Source organism: Paenibacillus sp. FSL R10-2782 (genome assembly GCF_038592985.1).
Classification (GTDB): Bacteria; Bacillota; Bacilli; order Paenibacillales; family Paenibacillaceae; genus Paenibacillus; species Paenibacillus terrae_C.
In genome coordinates this window covers 2,334,550-2,354,485 of record NZ_CP151951.1, presented here as the reverse complement: position 1 = coordinate 2,354,485, position 19,936 = coordinate 2,334,550, and the positions used below count along the sequence as shown (strand labels likewise).

Below are 19,936 nucleotides of genomic sequence, written 5' to 3'. Positions count from 1 at the left end.
CTCCTTCAGAATAGGGATGTATTATTAATCCGCTTGGTGACCGAATTGGCGATCATCAGCAAAATAAGAGCAAGAACCGATTTCAGCAACCCCACTGCGGTCGAATATGAGAAGCGCCCCTGCTGTATGCCCACCTGATATACATAAATATCCACAACATTACTTGCGCTTTCATTCAGTGAGTTACGTAATACGAGAATCTGGTCAAAGTTAGAGTTCAATATCCCGCTGACCGCCAAAATAAACAAAATGGATATCGTGCCCTTGATCGCAGGAAGCGTGACGTACCACATTTTCTGAAACCGTCCAGCTCCGTCAATGGTCGCCGCTTCATACATATCCGTCGATACACCCGCCATGGCTGCCAAATAAATAATGGCCGACCATCCAAGCTCCTTCCAGATATCCGAGCTGACGACAATGGCCCAAAAGTAGCTCGGCTCCGCCAAATAACTGATTGGCTGTTCGATCCAGCCCCAAGCCAGCAACAGATGATTGATCATCCCGGTATCTGCCAGCCACGTCGTTAAGATCCCGCCAAGAATAACCCATGATAAAAAATGAGGAAGATACGAAATTGTCTGAATGGACTTTTTAAACCGCGTAGACCGGATTTCGTTCAGGAACAAAGCAAATAAAATGGGCAACGGGAACCCGATTGCCAGCTTGAGCAGACTGATGCCCAGCGTATTTTTGACAACATACCAAAAGTTATCATCCTCCAGAAAGGCCCGAAAATGCTCCAATCCCGCCCAAGGTGCGCTTGATATGGTGCCAATGATGTCAAAATGCTTGAAGGCAATCAGAATGCCGTACATCGGAATGTAATGAAAAATAATCATCCATACCACACCTAACAGCGCCATGGTCTGCAAATGTCTTTGTTGCACCCATTTACGAGCCAGTGCTCTCCCTTTTCCGGGTTGGCTCGGCGGCTGTTGTCGCGGCCTCCATTCTGTACTCATACGACAGACCTCCCTTCTCTATAATGTAAGCACTTACATTTCTTATTTTAGAGGCTTCTGCTGTTCATGAGTAGTACCGATTTTTTTGATTTTGGTGTCTAAAGTTCAGGTAGCAGCATTCCGAGTCGCAGAATATTTTTGGCCTGTTGCGAATTTTTTACAATCTATTAATTTACGAAGAAGACTATCCAATGGTACGATAAGCCTATATATTATTCCAATCATTACCTATACATCTAGATCAGGAGGATTAAGAAGAATGGAAGAATTGGTTCGTTCGATTCAAAAACAGATACGGATTAAAAAGGTAGCCTGCTGGGCGGGAATCATTTTGTTTGGCCTGTGTACTTTAGTCGGCATTGCGGCTCAAGAATGGCTTTTAACGTTTCTTTCCCTGGGGATAACAGCTTTATCCGCCTATGCTTTAAGGCTGTTACGCGGTATGACCCGGTTTACTTCGGAATATCAGCCAGGAAAGGGCCACTGGTACTATCGCCTTACAGTTCAACAAAAGCTTCTTTATCTCACCTGGGCACAATGGGTAGTAGGCATCTCTATCGCCCTGATGTTCTTCGTGTTTCATGCCCGACTGACTTCTTTTGTCATAACTATTTTGTGTATCCTCACTATTCAATTTAGTATCAAGAAACGGATTAAAAATCATCAGGAGCCTGATGCCGCCGACTTGGCTGAGTTTGTACGTTTGGGGATCATCTCTCCCCATGAGCAGACGATTGGCGTGTATAAAGATTTTGTGCATCTTACCCATACGTTTCGGGGGAACCAAATTATGATCGTGACGAATAAACGCCTGATTTCCGTGTTTATAGAGGAACAGGGTCGTGCGTTGAAAACAGAAATGCTGCTCTCAAGCATAAATAAAGTACGTGCAATCGAAACGGGTTTTCAGGGCAAGGGATTATTGCTTTCGGTGAGCAACCGGGATCATAATGAGCTTCACATTCACATGATCGGGCAAAGCATTTACTTTTCTCCAGAGCAGTTCGTCGGTTCTTTTCTACGGGCATTGGATGCGGCATTCAAAAGTGCACCGTACCTTTTAGAAGAAACATTCCCGGCCTACCAGCAGTTGAAAATTTCATTGCATCCATCAGAGCAGGGTGCTTTGCGTAAGCCTACAACTGCTTAGTTTTCATATAACGACGCCAAATAGCAAGCAAGCCCGATTCCTAATGAGCTTACTTGCTATTTGGCATACTTTTACATCAAATATCTACTTGCTGGAGAACTTTTTTCTACTTACTTCTGACCAATTAATGATTTGCTCCATGATAAAACACGGAAATGAGGTCATGACCTGTAACAAACACCAACAAGCTAAACAGACTGAGCGACAGAGGCTGTGAAATCAATTTTTTCATCCTTTAACACTCCTTTTAAAATAGTTATATATTGGTCTTGCTGTGTTGCCGTAGCTTGGGATCTGAAAATCTCAAATATGGCGGTACACTTCCTGAACTCATGCTCATGTTCCATACCCAGGGTATCTGACAGCATGAGGGATTGCAAAATATAGTCCAGCGCAACCGTGAACTGCTGCTGCTTGATGTAATAGAGAGACAGTTGATAGCAAAAGCGAAAATAATAAGACACATTCACAGGCTCTTCGAGATATTTGAAATCGTCAATTTGTTCAACAAAGGGCTCTAGCACAGTCTCTAAAGAATAGTCGTGCCTGGATGCCCCCTCCACGATGGAAAGAAGCCCCGGTAACAGTTCTTCTGGATTGTCCTGAAGAAATTGAACATATTCCTGCAACACTTCGAAACAGCCTGACAAAATATCAAGAGCATACTGATTGGCTTTAGCTGCATGGCGATAATACTCGACTTCCGCTTCCCCGTGAGGATCAAGACCATTGAACCAGCCCAATTCGGCATACTTTTCGATGCAATCTCGGGCTTCATCATATTTGCCCTGTTTCTGGAAGGCCATTCCTTTCATCAGATGACTGTATCCATAGTAATATACTAGTGGACGTCTGGTATGTATGGATTGTACGGGTTTCTTGTGTGCTTTGTAGAACTGTAACTCCTGATACTTCTGGCTGGCACGGTCGTACAGATGATCACATAATGCAATCATATTGGCTCCGTCTTTAAACGAAAATGACAGCTTAATCATATTAACAAGTGTATCTAAATCTGTGATGTCGGAGTGAACAAGTTCATCCACCCTCCCCACCTCCTTGTCCGACTTATCATATTCACGAAATAGAAAGTTCACCAAACCAAAGAATGAACTGAATGCCGTTCATGATATGATTTAATGATTTTATGATATAACTTAATTACGTAATTATTACTTAATTAAGTTATATCATAAAATCAACTATGTCGCAAGCTTTTTATGAGAAAAAATCCCATTTACGCAGAGGTAAACGGGATTTAGGGATTTGGTAAACTTCAATCGTTCATTTGTTTTTCTCCAAATGAAGTAAAGGGAATGCTCGCCCTGATCCGTCCAGTGCGGATCGCCCTGTTTGTACAAAGCCATAATGTTTGTAGAAAGCATGTGCATGTTCGTTTTGCTCATTAACGTCCACTTTGAGACGTTTGCCTTTTATTTTTTCAGCATGCCGGATTAAGCGGCTGCCTGTGCCCTGTCCGTGTCGCTTAGGGTCAACGAATAACATCTCTATTTTAATCCCGTCCAGTCCGATAAACCCTATTGGATCTTGGTTTTCGTTCCACTCCATCCAAATCTCAACTTCTCTTAGTGCACCATTTCGCACGATATGATGGTAAAATTGAATGTCTTCTTCCGTCAAAAATGTGTGAGTCTGACGTACAGCCCGATGCCAAATATCTACGAGCTGATCATGATTTTCTTCCCGATAAGCAACAATTTCATTCTGCACTTCATATCCCCCCGTACTCGTAAAATTTCATTAAGTTAACTTTTCCAGTAAGTCTAACATATTTATTAAGAGACAAACAAACATCAAAAGGGAGACAGAATTCTTCCGCCTCCCCATTCGTTGTAAAGGATTACAACGTAACACCGTTTTTAAAAATAGCCAGCTCTCTGAAATTGTTCTTCTCGTTGTTCACCCAGGTTCCGCTGGCTACATCGACAATGTAATCCACAAAGCTGCGGAGCGCATCCTCCATACTAACATCCTCCACCAGTGAACCTGCATTGTAGTCGATCCAATGGGGTTTGGCCTTATAAAGCGGCGAGTTGGTCGAAACCTTCATCGTCGGAACGAAGGAACCGAAAGGCGTACCGCGTCCAGTTGTGAAAATAACGAGCTGGCAGCCCGCTGCCGCAAGCGCCGAAGAAGCAACCAGATCGTTCCCCGGTGCGCTGAGCAAGTTGAGTCCCTTGGTTTTGAGACGCTCCCCGTACTGAATGACATCGGTGACCGTAGAAGAGCCGGACTTTTGCGTACAGCCCAACGATTTATCTTCCAGTGTCGTGATGCCTCCTGCTTTGTTGCCCGGCGACGGATTTTCGTATACCGGCTGCTTGTAATCCAGAAAATATTGCTTGAAATCGTTAATCAGATGCACGATTTTGCCGAATACTTCCTCGTCTGCCGCACGTTCCATAAGAATCGTCTCCGCGCCGAACATTTCCGGTACCTCAGTCAGTACCGTCGTTCCGCCCTGCGCAGCCATATAATCCGACAGCCGACCGAGCAGCGGATTGGCGGTAATACCGGACAGGCCGTCAGAGCCGCCGCATTTTAGCCCGATATTCAGCTCAGCTAAAGGTACAGGCTCTCGCCGATCTTCCTGCACAGCCGCATAAATTTCATGAAGCAGCCGTACCCCTTCCTCCACTTCATCCGATACTTCCTGGGAAAGTAAAAACTTCACCCGTTCCGGGTCATATTCCCCGATGGCTTCCTTAAACTCCTTCATTTCATTGTTCTCGCAACCTAAGCCAAGAACCAGCACGCCACCCGCATTGGAATGCTTCACCGCATCAATCAAAATCGTGCGCGTATATGCATGATCGTCTCCCAACTGGGAACAGCCGTAGTTATGCTTGAGCACAAGTGCATTTTCAAAAGGCGAAATATCGCCTGCTTCCTGCTTGAAACGGTTTAAAATAAGCTCGGCAATCCCGTTCACACAACCGACCGTTGGCACAATCCACAACTCATTGCGAATCCCCACGCGGCCGTCCTTTCGGCGATAACCCTGAAACGTACGACTCTCCTGTTCATATAAATGAGGCGCTGGCTTAGGCTTGTAAGAGTACTCCTCCACGCCCGTCAGATTCGTCTTCGTATTATGCGTATGCACATGCTGCCCTGCCTGAATGGGCTGAATGGCATGGCCGATCGGATATCCGTATTTCAGCACATTTCCACCTTCAGGAATGTTCTGCAATGCAATTTTATGCCCACGCGCCACATCCTCAGCCAACATCACGCGCTGTTCTCCATGCGTTCCCCACGCCAGCGTCTCGCCCTGCTTGTAATCACGTAAAGCAACAGCCACGTTATCTTGATCATGAATTTGAATGAATTCCAGCATTCCAGTCTCCTCCTTGCTTATGCTCTGGGTACGCTGTTCCCGGTTAGAGAATCCAGCGTATCCTTCATTCCCCTGCTTGTAATCTCATACACATGCTGTGCCGTCTGTTCAGCCAATCCTGCAATCTGGTTTAGGTCTTGCCCCCACCAGGTATGCTTGCTCAGTATCTGTGCCGTTAATTGCTTCGCTCCGGCAAGTGTTCCGTTATATCCGCTCCACAGCTCGCCAAATGCGGTCAACACTTCCGCTTCGTCTGCCAAGGCAATCGGTTCGCCGTCTCTCTTTCCCCCGTAAAATACGAATAAGGATGCCAGCGAAAATACCGTTTTTACAGGTAATTCCTTATGTTGCTCCACATATTGAAGCAAGGAAGGCAAATTACGTGTCTTGAACTTGGATATGGAATTCAGTGCAATGCTCATGACATAATGACTCACATACGGATTATGAAACCGTTCAATGACATCATCGGCGTATACATTCAATTCCGCTGCTGGGGAATCCAGCGTTGGAATCACTTCTTCTCGAATGAGTGACTGGATAAAAGCACCCACGACATCATGCTCGACCGCCTGCCCTACCGTATCCAAACCATATAAATAAGCGACAGGCGTAAGCGCCGTATGTGCCCCGTTCAAAATACGCACCTTGCGTGTACGGTATGGCGCCATATCGTCGACGATCAGTACGTTCAGTCCAGCCAGATGAGCAGGTAATTCTTCCTTGAGCCATTGTGGTCCTTCGATGACCCACAGGTGATACTGTTCACCGACAACGATCAGGCTGTCCTTATACCCTAACTCTGCTTGAATCTCTGTGATCCGGTCCTTGGGATAACCCGGCACAATCCGATCCACGAGGCTGTTGCAGAACGTATTCGCTTCCTCCAGCCAGGATGTAAACTCAGCTCCAAGCTTCCACTGATCTACATATTTCAATACAATTTCCTTGAGCGCATCTCCATTGCGGTCGATCAGCTCGCATGGAATGATTACCAGGCCCTTGCTTGGATCTCCATTGAAAAATTGAAAGCGCTTATAGAGCAAAGCAGCCAGCTTACCTGGAAAGCTCTTTTGCGGGCGATCTTCCAGCCGATCCTCCGGTCCGTAAGCAATTCCTGCCTCTGTCGTGTTCGATACGACAAAGCGCAGCTCCGGTTTTTGGATCAGTGCCTCATATTCTGACCAATCTGGGCCGTACGGGTTAAGCCCTCGGGTGACGCATTCCACAACAGTATGCTCCTTCACGGCCTGCCCATCCTTCATCCCTTCGAGAATAACCGTATACAGGCCACCCTGCTCGTTGAGCTTCTCCACCATGCCTCCTGCCTGTGGCTGCACAATAACGACACCTGTATTCCACTCTGCCTGCTTATTCATTTTATCGAATTGCCAATCTACAAAAGCACGCAGGAAATTGCCTTCCCCAAATTGCAGCACCCTTTCAGGAAAAGGACTGGATACAATGAAGCTTTTTCTGTTTAGTTGGTCTAGTTCATCTACTTGTTTCATCCGGAGTAACCTCCCATTATTACCTTAATGATTTCAACAACATTTTATCACAATGCACACGTTAACAAAATAGTTTTCTCAACATTTTTGGTTTTTTAAAATATTAATGACAATAATACGAACACGTTAACATATAAACTATGCAACCTTTCGCGGATCCATGATTATCTTCCCGCTGTTTCGCACCTGAGCTAGGACGGTTAAGGCTAATTAGAATAGATGCAAGATAGCACGGGCAGGATAACGTTACTTACTAGGCAGGAGGAACATCTATGAAGACAATCGCAGATACTATTGTAGAAGTTTTAATCAATGCAGGGGTCAAGCGAATTTATGGTATCGTTGGAGATTCCTTAAATAATATGGTCGATTCCATTCGAAGCGACGGTCAAATTGAATGGATTCATGTGCGGCACGAAGAAGTGGCAGCCTTTGCAGCCGGGGCTGATGCTGATCTTACCGGCAGCATTGCAGTGTGCGCTGGCAGCAGTGGTCCCGGAAATCTACATCTTATTAACGGATTATATGATTGTCACCGCAATCGGGTACCTGTTCTCGCTATTGCGGCCCACATTCCAAGCGACGAAATTGGAAGCGAATATTTCCAGGCTACACATCCTGAGCATCTTTTCGGGGAATGCAGCCACTTCTGTGAGGTCATTACGACTCCACGACAAATTCCAAGAACCGTTACGATGGCTATACAACAGGCCGTTTCACGTTCAGGTGTCTCCGTCATTGTTCTTCCCGGGGATGTGGCAGCTTTAGCAGCGGAAAAGGCGCCTATTCCTGAACATGTCTACCATCCCACTGCACCTGTGGTGCATCCGTCAGCTTCGGAAATTTCCCGGCTGGCCGAGTACCTGAATCAAGGCAAACGAATCACTTTGTTATGCGGCTCCGGCTGTGCGAAATCCCACGAATTGCTCATGCAACTGTGCGACAAGTTGAAATCCCCTATGGTTGCTGCCCTTCGGGGCAAGGAATATCTGGAGTATAACAATCCTTATTATGCAGGCTTGACGGGGCTGATCGGGTATTCTTCCGGGTACCATGCAATGATGGATTGTGACGTCCTGCTTATGCTCGGAACAGACTTTCCTTACAGACAGTTTTATCCCGAAAATGCAGTTGTGCTGCAAGTGGATATTGAGCCTGCCCACCTCGGCAGACGCACTCCTTTAACGTATGGGCTGTGCGGGGATGTACAAGCAACGTTGGAAATGCTGCTTCCTCATTTAACGACAGAGCATGATTCCAAGCATTTGGAAAAAACCGTCTCCCACTATACCAAGGTGCGTCAGGAACTGGATGAACTGGCGGTTGGTAAACCCGGTCATACACCAATCCATCCACAATATCTCACCAAGGTCGTCAGTGATGCCGCACATGAAAATGCCATTTTCACCTGTGATGTGGGTACGCCTACCGTGTGGGCAGCACGTTATTTACAAATGAACGGCCAACGCCGACTGATCGGCTCCTTCAATCACGGAACGATGGCAAGTGCATTGCCGCAAGCGATTGGGGCACAAGCCACTGAGCCTGACCGACAGGTGATTGCTCTATCTGGTGATGGCGGATTGACGATGCTGATGGGCGATCTGCTTACCCTGAAACAGCATCAGTTACCTGTAAAAGTCATTGTTTTCAATAACGGCGCCCTCGGTTTTGTTGAACTGGAAATGAAAGCAGCCGGCTTTCTGGAAAACGGCACCGAGCTGGTGAATCCTGATTTTGGCGCTGTAGCGGAAGCCATGGGTCTCAAGGGAATTCGAGTCGAAGATCCGGCGATGCTGGAGGACGCGATTCAACAGGCATTGGCTCACGATGGTCCTGTGGTGGTGGATGTAGTGGTCAATCGTCAGGAGCTATCCATGCCACCCAAGATTAATCTCAAACAGGCTGAAGGTTTTACACTGTGGATGATGAAAGCTGTGCTGAATGGGCGCGGTGACGAAATTATTGAACTGGCGAAAACCAATCTTTTACGATAAAAGCCGCCACACTTGCACATATTTTAATAAAAAAGGGGCAGGAACAGCGCGTCATGCACTGAACCTGCCCTTTTTGGTCTGCCCTTTTCCAATAAAATCAAGCTTAACGCTACCTGTCTGCTGTCGATTTCCGCTTCATGAGCGCGGTTTCCATAAATATGAGTTCGCCCTCGTTTGACGGTGACTGGATTCGTTCCAAAATACATGCGGCTCCACGCGCGCTAATCTGCTCAATCGGTCTTTTGACCGTCGTTAACGGCGGGGTCGTATACATCGAAAAGCCGATATCGTCAAATCCAATGACCGAGACATCGTCCGGTACTTTTAAGCCGTGCTCGAATACTGCGTTCATCGCCCCGATAGCCATGTCATCGTTAGAACAAAACACCGCCGTCGGCGGTTCCTCCAAGGAAAGCAACTGCTTCATCGCTTGGCTTCCACTTTCGGTGTCATAATGGCCATGCATGATGTATTCGTGCCGAATCGGCTTGCCGCTGTCAATCAGCGCATTCATGAAGCCCTCGCGCCGTTGCTGGGTGGACTTAAAGCCTTCTACCCCTTCAATGATCGCGATGCGTTCATGACCGCTTTCAATGAGAAAAGAAACTGCTGCATAGGATCCTTCCTTATCGTTCGAAATGACATTCACAATGCCTGCCCCGGGCACTTGCCGATTCAGCACGACGAGCGGAATGCCCTGACCGAGCACATGATAAATAAATGGGTTGTCCGCCTCGCTCTGACTCATCAGGATGATGCCATCAAAACGCTTGCGGTGAATGGCCGAAAAATCGGCGTAATCGTCAATCCCTCGCACAAACAGATTGTAATCCACCCCAATGACATGATTCACTCCACGGATGGTGTCCGCAAAAAAGCTGGAGCTGGTGCCTTCTGAAATACTGGTGAAAAACAGGCCAATCGTATGCGAGCGCTGGAGGACAAGGCTTTTGGCGTTAAAGTTCGGAATGTAATTGAGTTGCTCCGCCAGCTCCATAATTTTGCGCTTGGTATCTTCTTTGATCAGTGGGCTATTGTTGAGCGCCCGGGAGACGGTCGTATGGGAAACATTCGCCAATTTGGCAATGTCTTTAATGGTAGCTGCCATATACGTATCCTTTCTTTACTGAGGCTCTAAAAAATTATATACCCACCATACCACAAGAGCCGCCCGGAAAAGAAGACTTTCACAAATTATACGCGGTTATCAGCATGTCGACGCTGTAGCTCTTGAACCATTTCTGCATGTCTGCTGTCTGTCAGCTTGTACATTTTACCGATGACCAGCATGGCAATGAGCAGGGCAACAGCAGGATAGAGACACAGCAGCGCCTTAATTCCGAGCAGCGTTCCAGAGGTTTGAACCACATTCGGGACATATCCGATAAGCGCCAGCCCAATACCGGAAAGAAAGCCGGATAAAGATTGAGCCAATTTACGTGAAAAATTAAACAACGAGTAGGTAATCCCTTCTTTCCGCTCCCCGGATGACCATTCACCGTAGTCAATGATATCGGATACAAAGGCCCAGGTAACCCCGTTAGGAATACTAATACCAATGAACGAAATACTGGCCAGAATGGTGAAAATATATACATTCGATGGCATAAAGAAGTTCATAGAGTCGGCAATGACACTGACCAGCATCCCAAGCATGGCTGTTTTTCGTTTACCGAAGCGCCGCACCAGTTTGGGCAAGAACAACACACCCAGCAACGACGAACCGATAATAATAAAATTCATATAAGCCATTAATTCTACATGCCCCAAATTATATTCGGCAAAATAGATCAGCAGCGCGGACTTGATATTGTACGCGGAAATGGTAAAAATCGTCATCAAAACGAGTACCAGCAGAGGCTTGTTCGTCGTAAAGGTATGCACGATCACACCAAAAGAGAGTTTTTCCTTGGGTCCCGACTGACTGACAATACGCTCCTTCGTTCCCCAATAACATATCATGAAAGCGATCACACCAATAAGTGACATGATTCCCATCACAACAGGATACCCCACATGATGGTTGGGAAACAGCAAAATAAGCGGCATAACGATGACACTGGTTACGAATAAAGCTCCCAGTGAGCCTGCCTGACGGAAGGATGATAACGAAGCCCGCTGAATGGTATCCTGCGTAATAGCCGCACCCAGTGAACCATACGGAATATTTACAATAGAGTAGCCAATTCCCCAGATCATATAAGATGCATAGGCATAAATGAGCTTGCCAGTTGGTGAAATGTTCGGTGAAATAAAGGTTAGAACCGTAAGAATTGCAAGGAGAACGCTTCCAACGATAAGAAAGGGCCTGAATTTCCCGCGTGGACCAATATGCTTGCGATAATCGACAAAGGACCCGACAATAGGATCGCAGATGGCAGCAAACAGCTTGCTGACCAGAAAAATGCCTGCGGCTGCTCCCGCTGAAACACCTGCTACATCCGTAAAGAATTTCAACAGGTACAACTGTCCTAAATCAAACATGAACCCGTTTCCAAAGTCACCCATACCGTAAGAAATCTTTTCTTTCAGGCTGATTTGCTCACCTGTCTTGTTGTCAGTTTGGATGCTCTCCTGAACGATAGGCACTCCCATACCCTGCTCACTCCTCTATATTTGTAATTATTTTCACATACTTAATGAATACGTATTCTGTTTTCAATCCCCCTTACCCGGAGCTTGAAAATACTCTAGGCAAGGGCATCTATTGAAATATGAATTTACAAGTTCATTCTGTATATCATCATTTGCTGTGAACCGCTGTCGGAAAATTAAAATATTGCTTGGCATTGTTGTAGCAAATATTTTGTACCATAGCTCCGAGGAGCTCCAGATCCTCAGGCGCCTTGCCCTCCTGAACCCAGGTTCCGATCAAATCACACAGTATACGTCGGAAATATTCGTGGCGTGTGTAGGACAGGAAGCTACGAGAATCCGTTAGCATACCGATAAAGCGAGACAGCACTCCGTAGTTGGCCAGCAGCTTCATCTGCTCCTGCATGCCTTCGATATGATCGTTATACCACCATGCAGTGCCAAACTGGATTTTCCCCACAGTTCCGCCGGATTGGAAGCAGCCCGCGAGACTTGCCAGCACTGGATAATCAACTGAATTAAGCGAATACAAAATCGTTCGCGGCAATCCCCCTGCCTGCTCCTGCGCGTCCAGTAATGCCGCCAGCGGGCCAGCGATGGAGCCGTCATTTACAGCATCGTAGCCTGTATCCGGTCCCAAACGACGGAACATGGCAGTGTTGTTGTTACGCAACGCGTGAATATGATACTGCATTGCCCAGCCATGCTCTGCATACTGTTTCCCAAGGAATACCAGGACGTACGATTTATATTTCGCCTCTTCTATTGGGGTTACATGGCCTTTCTCCAGCGCCTTGCTGTATATCGCTGCCGCTTCCTCACGTGTCGTTTCTTCATAAACGACTGTATCCAGCGCATGATCGGACACCCGTCCTCCGACAGCATGGAAGTGACGCACCCGGCTCGCCAGCGCGTTCAAAAATCCTTCCAGACCGGAAACATCCAGTCCGCTCACTTCACCCAATCGAGCCACCCAAGGCTGGAATGTCTCACGATTGATCTCCAGCGCTTTGTCTGGGCGGAAGCTTGGCAGTACAGCCACCGGAAAATCGGCCAGTTTGCCGATTTGCTTATGATATTCGAGATGGTCCGTCGGATCATCCGTAGTGCATACAACGGTTACCTTTGAATTCACAATCAGATCACGTGCCCCAAAGCCCTTCCCTTGCAGCTTTTGGGTCACCTTTTCCCAAATCACAGATGCATTCTGTTCGTTCAGCAGCTCATGGACACCAAAAAAGCGCTGAAGCTCCAAATGCGTCCAATGATATAGCGGGTTGCCGATCAGTGTAGGTACGGTTTTGGCCCAAGCCAAAAATTTGTCATAGTCTTCCGCATCTCCGGTAATCAGGCGCTCCTCCACTCCATTGGCCCGCATGAGTCTCCACTTGTAATGATCTCCGTACAGCCAAGCTTCCGTAATGTTTTTGAACGTTTTATTTTCGTAAATTTCCTGTGGACTTAAATGACAGTGATAGTCAATAATCGGCAGATCCTTGGCATACTGATGATACAAAATTTCAGCCGTCGGATTGCTCAACAAAAAGTTGTCGTCTAAAAATGCTTTGGTCATGGCTCATTCTTCCCTTCTATAATCATGTTTCTTAGTAATTGTTAACGTGAACAAAAATGAATTCAATTTTGCTGCTATTCAGTAATAGATTCTACAACGCACAAAGGTTACCTTCTATATCAGATGATACCGCTATAAAATGATACCTGCATGTCGAATCATCCTTGATTACTTCTCCTTAAATTTAATGTTTACGTTAACAACAATTACATTGTAACCGCTATCCTTTGCAGAGGAAAGTGATTTTTATCATGAGGAGGAACAAAAACCATACCTGCCTCAACTTCGACTGATCTGTTTTCTCCGTCCACCTTTATTTCAGACATAACCCAGTCTGCACAGACTCGTGTTTCAAACGAGCTGATCCGGCACAAGCCTCTTCCCCTTCATCTTGTCATTTTCAATAACAATGACCCTCACTTATTTTTCGGCATGGAAATGGTTTTTAAAACCTTAATTACCAAGTATATGTATTTTTCAACCCACCCTCTTAAACCGATATTTGAAAACGTTTTTTTATTTTTCAATATTTTTCAGAAAATATTCTTCTTGAAAATACCAGTTATTGTATTATAATTGTCATATGCAACCAATGTTTTACATTGAAAGTATTTCATAATCATATTCCAAAGAAAAGGTGATCGCGTTGAGTACAAAAGTGCAAGCTATCCATGCTAAAACCGCTACAAAAGGAGCCGACCTCGTTGTCGATTGCTTGATTAAACAAGGTGTAACACACATTTTTGGTATTCCAGGTGCCAAGATCGACTCGGTTTTCGATGTCCTTCAAGAACGCGGTCCGGAGCTGATCGTATGCCGTCACGAGCAAAATGCCGCCTTTATGGCAGCAGCCGTCGGTCGCCTAACTGGTAAACCGGGCGTATGTCTCGTTACTTCCGGCCCCGGTGCGTCGAATTTGGCTACAGGACTTGTCACCGCAAATGCGGAAAGTGATCCCGTCGTCGCTCTCGCTGGTGCAGTTCCAAGATCCGAACGTTTGAAGCGCACCCACCAATCCATGGATAACGCCGGGTTATTCGAGCCTATCACCAAATACAGTGTGGAAGTGGAGCATCCGGATAGTGTGCCAGAAGCCATTACCAACGCATTTCGGATTGCGACCTCAGCACAGCCTGGAGCAACCTTTGTCAGTCTACCGCAGGACGTGTTGACTTCGTCATCCGAAGTAACCGCCATTGAGAAGCTTTCCCTTCCACAGCTTGGAACCGCACCAGCCGGACTTATCAAACAAGTAGCAGGCCAAATCAGCCATGCCAAGTTACCTGTTCTTTTACTTGGTATGAAAGCCAGCACTCCCGAAGCTACAGCAGCCATCCGCGCACTCATTCAGAACACAGATCTGCCTGTCGTCGAAACCTTCCAGGCTGCCGGAGCCATTTCCCGCGAACTGGAGGATCACTATTTGGGTCGAGTGGGCTTGTTCCACAATCAGCCGGGTGACATGCTCCTTGGAGCCGCAGATCTGGTGCTGACCATTGGCTATGACCCCATTGAATACGATCCGAAAAACTGGAACATTCCTGCAAACCGAACCCTCATTCATCTCGATGATCATCAGGCGGATATCGACCATGATTATCAACCGGATTACGAACTGATCGGTAATATAGCTCTGATCGTGCGGAGTCTCGCAGAAGAATTGCCTGCATTAAAGCTGTCTGAAACCTCATGCGCCCAACTGAACCGTCTCCGCCACGATCTAAATGAGCAAGCTGCCGTCCCTGCTCGCAAGCACGACTATCTGATTCATCCATTGCAATTCATTCGTACGCTGCGCAGCCTGATTGATGATCATGTCACAGTCACCTGTGATGTTGGTTCGCACTACATTTGGATGGCTCGGTATTTCCGCTCATATGAGCCGCGTCGCCTTCTGTTCAGTAACGGGATGCAGACGCTAGGTGTAGCTCTTCCCTGGGGCATTGCTGCCACTCTCGTCAATCCTGGTCAAAAAGTCGTTTCCATTTCCGGCGACGGAGGATTTCTTTTCTCATCCATGGAACTTGAAACCGCCGTACGTCTCAACTCCCCACTGGTGCACATCGTATGGAGAGACGGTGCCTACGACATGGTCGCTTTTCAACAACAGATTAAATATGGCAGAACCTCCGGCGTAGAATTCGGGGATGTGGATGTCGTGAAATATGCCGAAAGCTTCGGGGCAACCGGATTGCGTGTACATTCCCCTGAAGAACTGGAAAGCGTATTGCAACAGGCACTACATACCGATGGCCCCGTGGTCGTCGATATTCCGATTGATTATCAGGATAATATCCAGTTGGGACGTAAACTGCTGCCCAATCAGTTAAACTGACTTCACTGTTACCCAATCGTGACGACTTCGTGACAATAAATGAAGTTTAACGTTTTTTCATGAGTTTTTTGAGTTGTTCATGTTATTTACTGAAAATTTACGTTTATTATTGAAAATAAAAGAAAATAAATGCATCCAATCACAAAAGGAAGTGTATTGCCATGACCATTGCAGAACTGGAAACAAAGCAAGAAGCTGATCATGATATTTACCAAACGTCCACGATGCTCGCTTTATTGGATGGTCTTTATGACGGAGTCGTTTCCTTCAAGGAACTGCAAAAGCACGGGGATTTCGGGCTCGGTACCTTTGATCAACTGAATGGTGAGATGATTGCGTTTGATGGTGAGTTTTATCACTTGCTGCCAGACGGTACGGCCCATCGTGTAAAACCGGAAGAGACAACTCCCTTTTCCACAGTCACCTTTTTCCGTGAAGATTTCACATACACTATTGACCGTCCCATGCATCGTGAAGAGTTGGAAGCCCTGCTGCTAAAGTTGTTCCCAAGTCGTAATCTGTTCTTCGCCTTCCGTATGGACGGCACTTTTCGTGAAGTGAAGACACGCACCGTGCCTCACCAGGTGAAGCCTTACAAGCCTTTTATCGAAGTAACCAAATCACAGCCAACGTTCTCTTTTAACGACGCTTCCGGCGTGATTACCGGGTTTTGGACACCTGCTTACGCTCAAGGAATTGGAGTGGCCGGGTTCCATTTGCACTTTATTAACGACGAACGCACCGGAGGCGGGCATGTCTTTGATTTTGTTGTCGACAAGTGTACAATCCGTGTTTGCCAAAAATCCAATCTGCACCTCGTTCTGCCCGATACACCGGATTATTTGACCGCCAACCTGTCCAGAGAAAATCTGGAGAAGGAAATCGCCGTTACTGAAGGTGTGCAATAATCACAGGGTATGACTCAACAAGGTACAATAGAATTTGTTATGAATGAGATTCTACATTATACAGAAACCAAAAGATCGCAGCCTGGAAGAGATGCTTGATGCTCTCCGGCTGCGATCTTTTCTAATATGCAATTCTGAAAATGCTCGATGTTGGTTAGTCTGTTGTCTTTTTCATCATTTCATACTTACGTCTCAATCTGATCTAGCTTATCGGCATAATATTGAATCGCGCGTGAGTAGGCTTGTGTCGATGAGTCCGAGGTCGTTTCAGCCAGCTCCATGAGCAGCCCCTCCATCGCCTTCCCGTATTCACCCAGATTATATAACACCATCGCATAAAATACCCGAAAGGGCCTATAATCTGAAAATTCGTCCATCCCGGTTTCCAGCCAGACTTTGGCTTTGGCGTACTCTCCCAGTACACGATATGTACTGCCTAATCCCAGAATGGCTCCTTTCCTTGATTCTGCGGACAACGTCATACCTAGACTTTTTTCATAAAAAGAGACTGCTTCCCTCTCCAGGCCTAAAGCATCATGCGTCCAGGCTGTCTGATACCATAGCTCTGCATCATTGGTCTCCTGCTCCAGTGCCTTTAGTAGAAGCTCACGCGCTTCCTCTGCCTGTCCTGTGCGTCTTAGCTCACTGGCTTTTGCAATAATATCGTTAATATCAGATCACTCGTTTCGATATTAGCTAATATTAAATAGATCATGGTCCCATTTTCTGAATACATATAAATCTTTACTCAATATTCTCATTAATATACTTTATTTTCTAAAAAAATGTAATTATATAGTACAGTTTTTCCCTTGTCTTATTGATAATTGTCAAGGTCAATCAACTTTTTTATCTTGTTCTTGAAATTTTATAATTCTGAAGTTTTTTACTTTTCTCATAAGCGTTATCAATATATTTATTAGGATTCATAAAAAAATCCTCTTCATTTACTAATGAAATATATGAGCCTTTGAGAGTATCTATATTTCCACATACTTCACAGGTATACTCCTTTGGATCTTGATTAAAGCGATTATTAACAATAATATCATAGAGGTATTCATTATTTGTTTGTATCGCTGTATGCCCATCGTGATTAGTGGATCTTGGTCTTAGCCAAGAATAGTCTCCGCTATACTTCATGACTACTCCAAGAACACCATTAGTACCGGATTTTCTATCCCCTCGCTTTATTTGTTTTAATGAATATTCGATTTCCCAATCAATCCAATTACTATTTTTTATATTTGGGGAAATCACAACTATTGTGACGGACGTTGAGTAAATCATATCCTTTAACTTATCTTTAATATAATCGGTGGTCTGATCAGAAAAATCAGGGGACTCACTGGTTTCACCTTGATAGTATTTTACATCTTCTCCTAAAGACTCTATAATACGATTTCTGAGTTCTCCTGCCTCAGAATATTTATATGAAATAAAAGTTTTATAAGCCATATTTTATTCACACCTTTATTAAGTAAGAATACTTACTTAGAATATTCAAGCGGTATTACTAGATAATCAGCCCCCTTTAGCTCCCAAATCAAAGACCTAAAGATTGTAGGATTTCATCTGCTAACGACCTGAAGTCTAAACTAGTAAGTAGCTTTTTATTCTGTTCTTCAGTTAATGTATTAATTGGATTATTTCTCTTTTCTATAATTTCTTTCGCCAATTCTGAAGAGCGTCCGCCCACAGACCCGATTATAAATGCAGGTATCCCTTTTTGTTGAGCCAATTCTAATTCTTCATCAATTCCTGGCTTAATGTGTATATGTTGCTTTCCACCGAGTAAAACAATACCAGCTACTTCCTCATCCGAGATCATTGCTTGACGCATAGCGGTCAAACTTTCTGCACGGTCATTGTTAACATTTTCAGTTGCATATACAGTTGCTTTATTAGTTATTTCGTTAATTTCAGCTTGAGTAACAAAGTACTTTGAAATATACATATGAACAGCATTTATATAATCACCCGGGCGTTGTCTTCTTGCTAAGTCTAGTATCATATGTTGAAAAGTAGGGTGACTTCCAAAAATAATAGTTCCTCCTTTATCTAATACTGCTTTAGCAAAGCAGAAAACCGCCTCTGTGAGTTGTTGTTGGAACTCTGGTTCATAATCTGGAAATGCCCCAGAGATGAGAATTCCCTTTTTAGACGTCTGTATTTGATCTGATGATAGATATTTTTGAATAGATGTTACATATCCATCAATTGAATCGATACAAATAGGCTCACTGGAATGTGCTGAGTTTAACGATGCATTTGGACCAAGTAGCAGACCCGAATCAAAGTGATATCCTAAGTCCGGGTGTAACTGAAAACCTAGTTCAGAAATTAATGGTTCAAAACTTGTTCTGTCTATAATCTTGGGGTTCCTTCCAAATAACTGAAGGACATGACTCAATGAACGCTGATAATACTGAAATTCCTTGACCTTCCTAGGGATCTCAACTCGGTAAACCATATTTTTTTTGTTTATAGGAATTAGTTTGATCTTATTAGAACTTGCAAGCTGTTGAAGCCTATTTAAATGATCTATAACGCTCATAGCGTTATTTCTGCTAATCTGGAAAGCCTTGTGAATTATGTCATCGACTATATTAGATGACTGTTTAAGATTATCCAGATCCAGATATTCGAAATTAAAATGCGGACTGCCCCCTGGCAGAACATTAAGCCTTGCTCTTTCTGATTGGGGACCCACCTTAACCCAGACTATAGGTAGATTTAACCCCAAAGCAATTTGTAATTCTTTCTTGACCCACTCTGATTCTCCGCATAGAGGAGTATCAATGAATATAACAGCATCACTTTTATACAAATTCTTTTCTATTTCTTCCTGCGCATTTTGTCCTACTTTGATGCTAATTAAGTCCCTAAAAGCTTCCACTTCATTAGCACGTCTTCTTAATTCATTGTAGAATTCCGCCGCTATCTCTTCCCCATCTACGCGTCGATGACTTATGAAGAGGTCCATTCGATCTACTGACATGGTTGGTTGGATTTTAGACATAATCAACCGAGTCAACGCAAAAGCAACTGTATCTATATTGCTATAAGTTAATCTTCTTTGCCGCAATTGATCAACTACCTCAAAACTCTGAATATGAGAAATAAGAGTAGCGGGAGTCCGTGATTGTTCATATAATGATACTGGAATGACAACACAATCTTTTTCCAATGCATGACGTAAAAGCAGCAAAATATTCTCAGAATATTCCTGATCCTGCTTATTGAAGATAACCAGCACTTCATCAGATTGCAATGAAGTTGAGTGTAGATGCATTGCCGTTTTGAGACTTCTTACGTCTGTGTACTCTTCTAATTCGGAACGAAGTTTATGGTAAAAATCGTCTGCGACTGAATCATCCCCGATTGTAAGATTGGGGTTAATAAGAACTGCGCCCATTTTGCTCCTCCACTCTAACTTAGGAAAGGCCTCTTTTCTGTTTGGATAGTGTTGTGGTGACTTCATTCTACAAGAAGAGGCCTTCCTTTTTCTATTTGCACATAATACTTTACTCTCTCACTA

The 19,936-nt window shown here is 44.9% G+C and carries 15 protein-coding genes; 4 read left to right on the top strand and 11 right to left on the bottom strand.

Translation table 11 applies throughout. The features are described 5' to 3' along the window. Positions 1–5 precede the first annotated feature (5 nt). The gene (locus tag NST83_RS10970; protein ID WP_342417588.1) at positions 6–965 is read right to left on the bottom strand and encodes an ABC transporter permease subunit; all 960 of its coding nucleotides are present in this window, start codon (positions 963–965) and stop codon (positions 6–8) included. 259 nt (positions 966–1,224) lie between these two features. Between NST83_RS10970 and NST83_RS10965 the strand changes: the two genes are divergently transcribed. After that, positions 1,225–2,115 (top strand): hypothetical protein, encoded by an 891-nt coding sequence (locus NST83_RS10965; protein WP_342417587.1) that lies wholly within the window; start codon positions 1,225–1,227, stop codon positions 2,113–2,115. Between the two features lie 188 nt (positions 2,116–2,303). Here the strand turns inward: NST83_RS10965 and NST83_RS10960 are convergent, their stop codons facing one another. From NST83_RS10960 to NST83_RS10945, 4 genes are all read right to left on the bottom strand, one after another. Then, positions 2,304–3,161, bottom strand: coding sequence for a DNA-binding protein (locus NST83_RS10960; protein WP_342417586.1), 858 nt, complete (start codon positions 3,159–3,161; stop codon positions 2,304–2,306). Positions 3,162–3,399: 238 nt separating this feature from the next. Then, positions 3,400–3,846: an acetyltransferase gene (locus tag NST83_RS10955; RefSeq protein WP_137062877.1), complete on the bottom strand. Its 447-nt coding sequence runs from the start codon at positions 3,844–3,846 to the stop codon at positions 3,400–3,402. 130 nt (positions 3,847–3,976) lie between these two features. After that, entirely contained in the window at positions 3,977–5,476 is a 1,500-nt protein-coding gene (locus tag NST83_RS10950) for an altronate dehydratase family protein (RefSeq protein ID WP_137062876.1), read from the bottom strand. 17 nt (positions 5,477–5,493) lie between these two features. Continuing rightward, entirely contained in the window at positions 5,494–6,987 is a 1,494-nt protein-coding gene (locus tag NST83_RS10945) for a tagaturonate reductase (RefSeq protein WP_342417585.1), read from the bottom strand. A gap of 272 nt (positions 6,988–7,259) precedes the next feature. On the opposite strand from NST83_RS10945, the gene poxB reads away from it, so the two are divergent. Further along, positions 7,260–8,984 carry a ubiquinone-dependent pyruvate dehydrogenase gene (gene poxB / locus NST83_RS10940; protein ID WP_342417584.1) on the top strand — a complete coding sequence of 575 codons (1,725 nt, stop codon included), beginning with the start codon at positions 7,260–7,262 and terminating at the stop codon, positions 8,982–8,984. Positions 8,985–9,093: 109 nt separating this feature from the next. On the opposite strand, the gene NST83_RS10935 is transcribed toward poxB, so the two are convergent. The 3 genes from NST83_RS10935 to uxaC form a co-directional block, all read right to left on the bottom strand. Then, positions 9,094–10,092 carry a LacI family DNA-binding transcriptional regulator gene (locus tag NST83_RS10935; protein ID WP_342417583.1) on the bottom strand — a complete coding sequence of 333 codons (999 nt, stop codon included), beginning with the start codon at positions 10,090–10,092 and terminating at the stop codon, positions 9,094–9,096. Positions 10,093–10,178: 86 nt separating this feature from the next. Continuing rightward, positions 10,179–11,579 (bottom strand): glycoside-pentoside-hexuronide (GPH):cation symporter, encoded by a 1,401-nt coding sequence (locus tag NST83_RS10930; RefSeq protein WP_137062872.1) that lies wholly within the window; start codon positions 11,577–11,579, stop codon positions 10,179–10,181. A gap of 148 nt (positions 11,580–11,727) precedes the next feature. Continuing rightward, a complete protein-coding gene (gene uxaC / locus NST83_RS10925) occupies positions 11,728–13,152 on the bottom strand; it encodes a glucuronate isomerase (protein ID WP_342417582.1) in 1,425 nt (474 codons plus the stop codon). Between the two features lie 637 nt (positions 13,153–13,789). Between uxaC and alsS the strand changes: the two genes are divergently transcribed. After that, positions 13,790–15,487, top strand: coding sequence for an acetolactate synthase AlsS (gene alsS, locus NST83_RS10920; RefSeq protein WP_342417581.1), 1,698 nt, complete (start codon positions 13,790–13,792; stop codon positions 15,485–15,487). Between the two features lie 161 nt (positions 15,488–15,648). Continuing rightward, positions 15,649–16,395: an acetolactate decarboxylase gene (budA, locus tag NST83_RS10915; RefSeq protein ID WP_342417580.1), complete on the top strand. Its 747-nt coding sequence runs from the start codon at positions 15,649–15,651 to the stop codon at positions 16,393–16,395. 185 nt (positions 16,396–16,580) lie between these two features. On the opposite strand, the gene NST83_RS10910 is transcribed toward budA, so the two are convergent. From NST83_RS10910 to NST83_RS10900, 3 genes are all read right to left on the bottom strand, one after another. After that, positions 16,581–17,066: a tetratricopeptide repeat protein gene (locus NST83_RS10910; protein WP_342417924.1), complete on the bottom strand. Its 486-nt coding sequence runs from the start codon at positions 17,064–17,066 to the stop codon at positions 16,581–16,583. A gap of 178 nt (positions 17,067–17,244) precedes the next feature. Beyond that, positions 17,245–17,853, bottom strand: a complete 609-nt coding sequence (locus tag NST83_RS10905; protein WP_342417579.1) for a TIR domain-containing protein — start codon at positions 17,851–17,853, stop codon at positions 17,245–17,247. Between the two features lie 88 nt (positions 17,854–17,941). Then, positions 17,942–19,813 carry a TIR domain-containing protein gene (locus tag NST83_RS10900; RefSeq protein ID WP_342417578.1) on the bottom strand — a complete coding sequence of 624 codons (1,872 nt, stop codon included), beginning with the start codon at positions 19,811–19,813 and terminating at the stop codon, positions 17,942–17,944. Positions 19,814–19,936 lie beyond the last annotated feature (123 nt).

Bases quoted from the DNA above. Each gene is read 5' to 3' on its own strand.
- NST83_RS10970 (WP_342417588.1), bottom strand. From the start codon at position 965: ATGAGTACAGAATGGAGGCCGCGACAACAGCCGCCGAGCCAACCCGGA.
- NST83_RS10965 (WP_342417587.1), top strand. From the start codon at position 1,225: ATGGAAGAATTGGTTCGTTCGATTCAAAAACAGATACGGATTAAAAAG.
- NST83_RS10905 (WP_342417579.1), bottom strand. From the start codon at position 17,853: ATGGCTTATAAAACTTTTATTTCATATAAATATTCTGAGGCAGGAGAA.
- NST83_RS10950 (WP_137062876.1), bottom strand. From the start codon at position 5,476: ATGCTGGAATTCATTCAAATTCATGATCAAGATAACGTGGCTGTTGCT.
- NST83_RS10945 (WP_342417585.1), bottom strand. From the start codon at position 6,987: ATGAAACAAGTAGATGAACTAGACCAACTAAACAGAAAAAGCTTCATT.
- budA (WP_342417580.1), top strand. From the start codon at position 15,649: ATGACCATTGCAGAACTGGAAACAAAGCAAGAAGCTGATCATGATATT.
- uxaC (WP_342417582.1), bottom strand. From the start codon at position 13,152: ATGACCAAAGCATTTTTAGACGACAACTTTTTGTTGAGCAATCCGACG.
- NST83_RS10935 (WP_342417583.1), bottom strand. From the start codon at position 10,092: ATGGCAGCTACCATTAAAGACATTGCCAAATTGGCGAATGTTTCCCAT.
- NST83_RS10930 (WP_137062872.1), bottom strand. From the start codon at position 11,579: ATGGGAGTGCCTATCGTTCAGGAGAGCATCCAAACTGACAACAAGACA.
- NST83_RS10900 (WP_342417578.1), bottom strand. From the start codon at position 19,813: ATGGGCGCAGTTCTTATTAACCCCAATCTTACAATCGGGGATGATTCA.
- poxB (WP_342417584.1), top strand. From the start codon at position 7,260: ATGAAGACAATCGCAGATACTATTGTAGAAGTTTTAATCAATGCAGGG.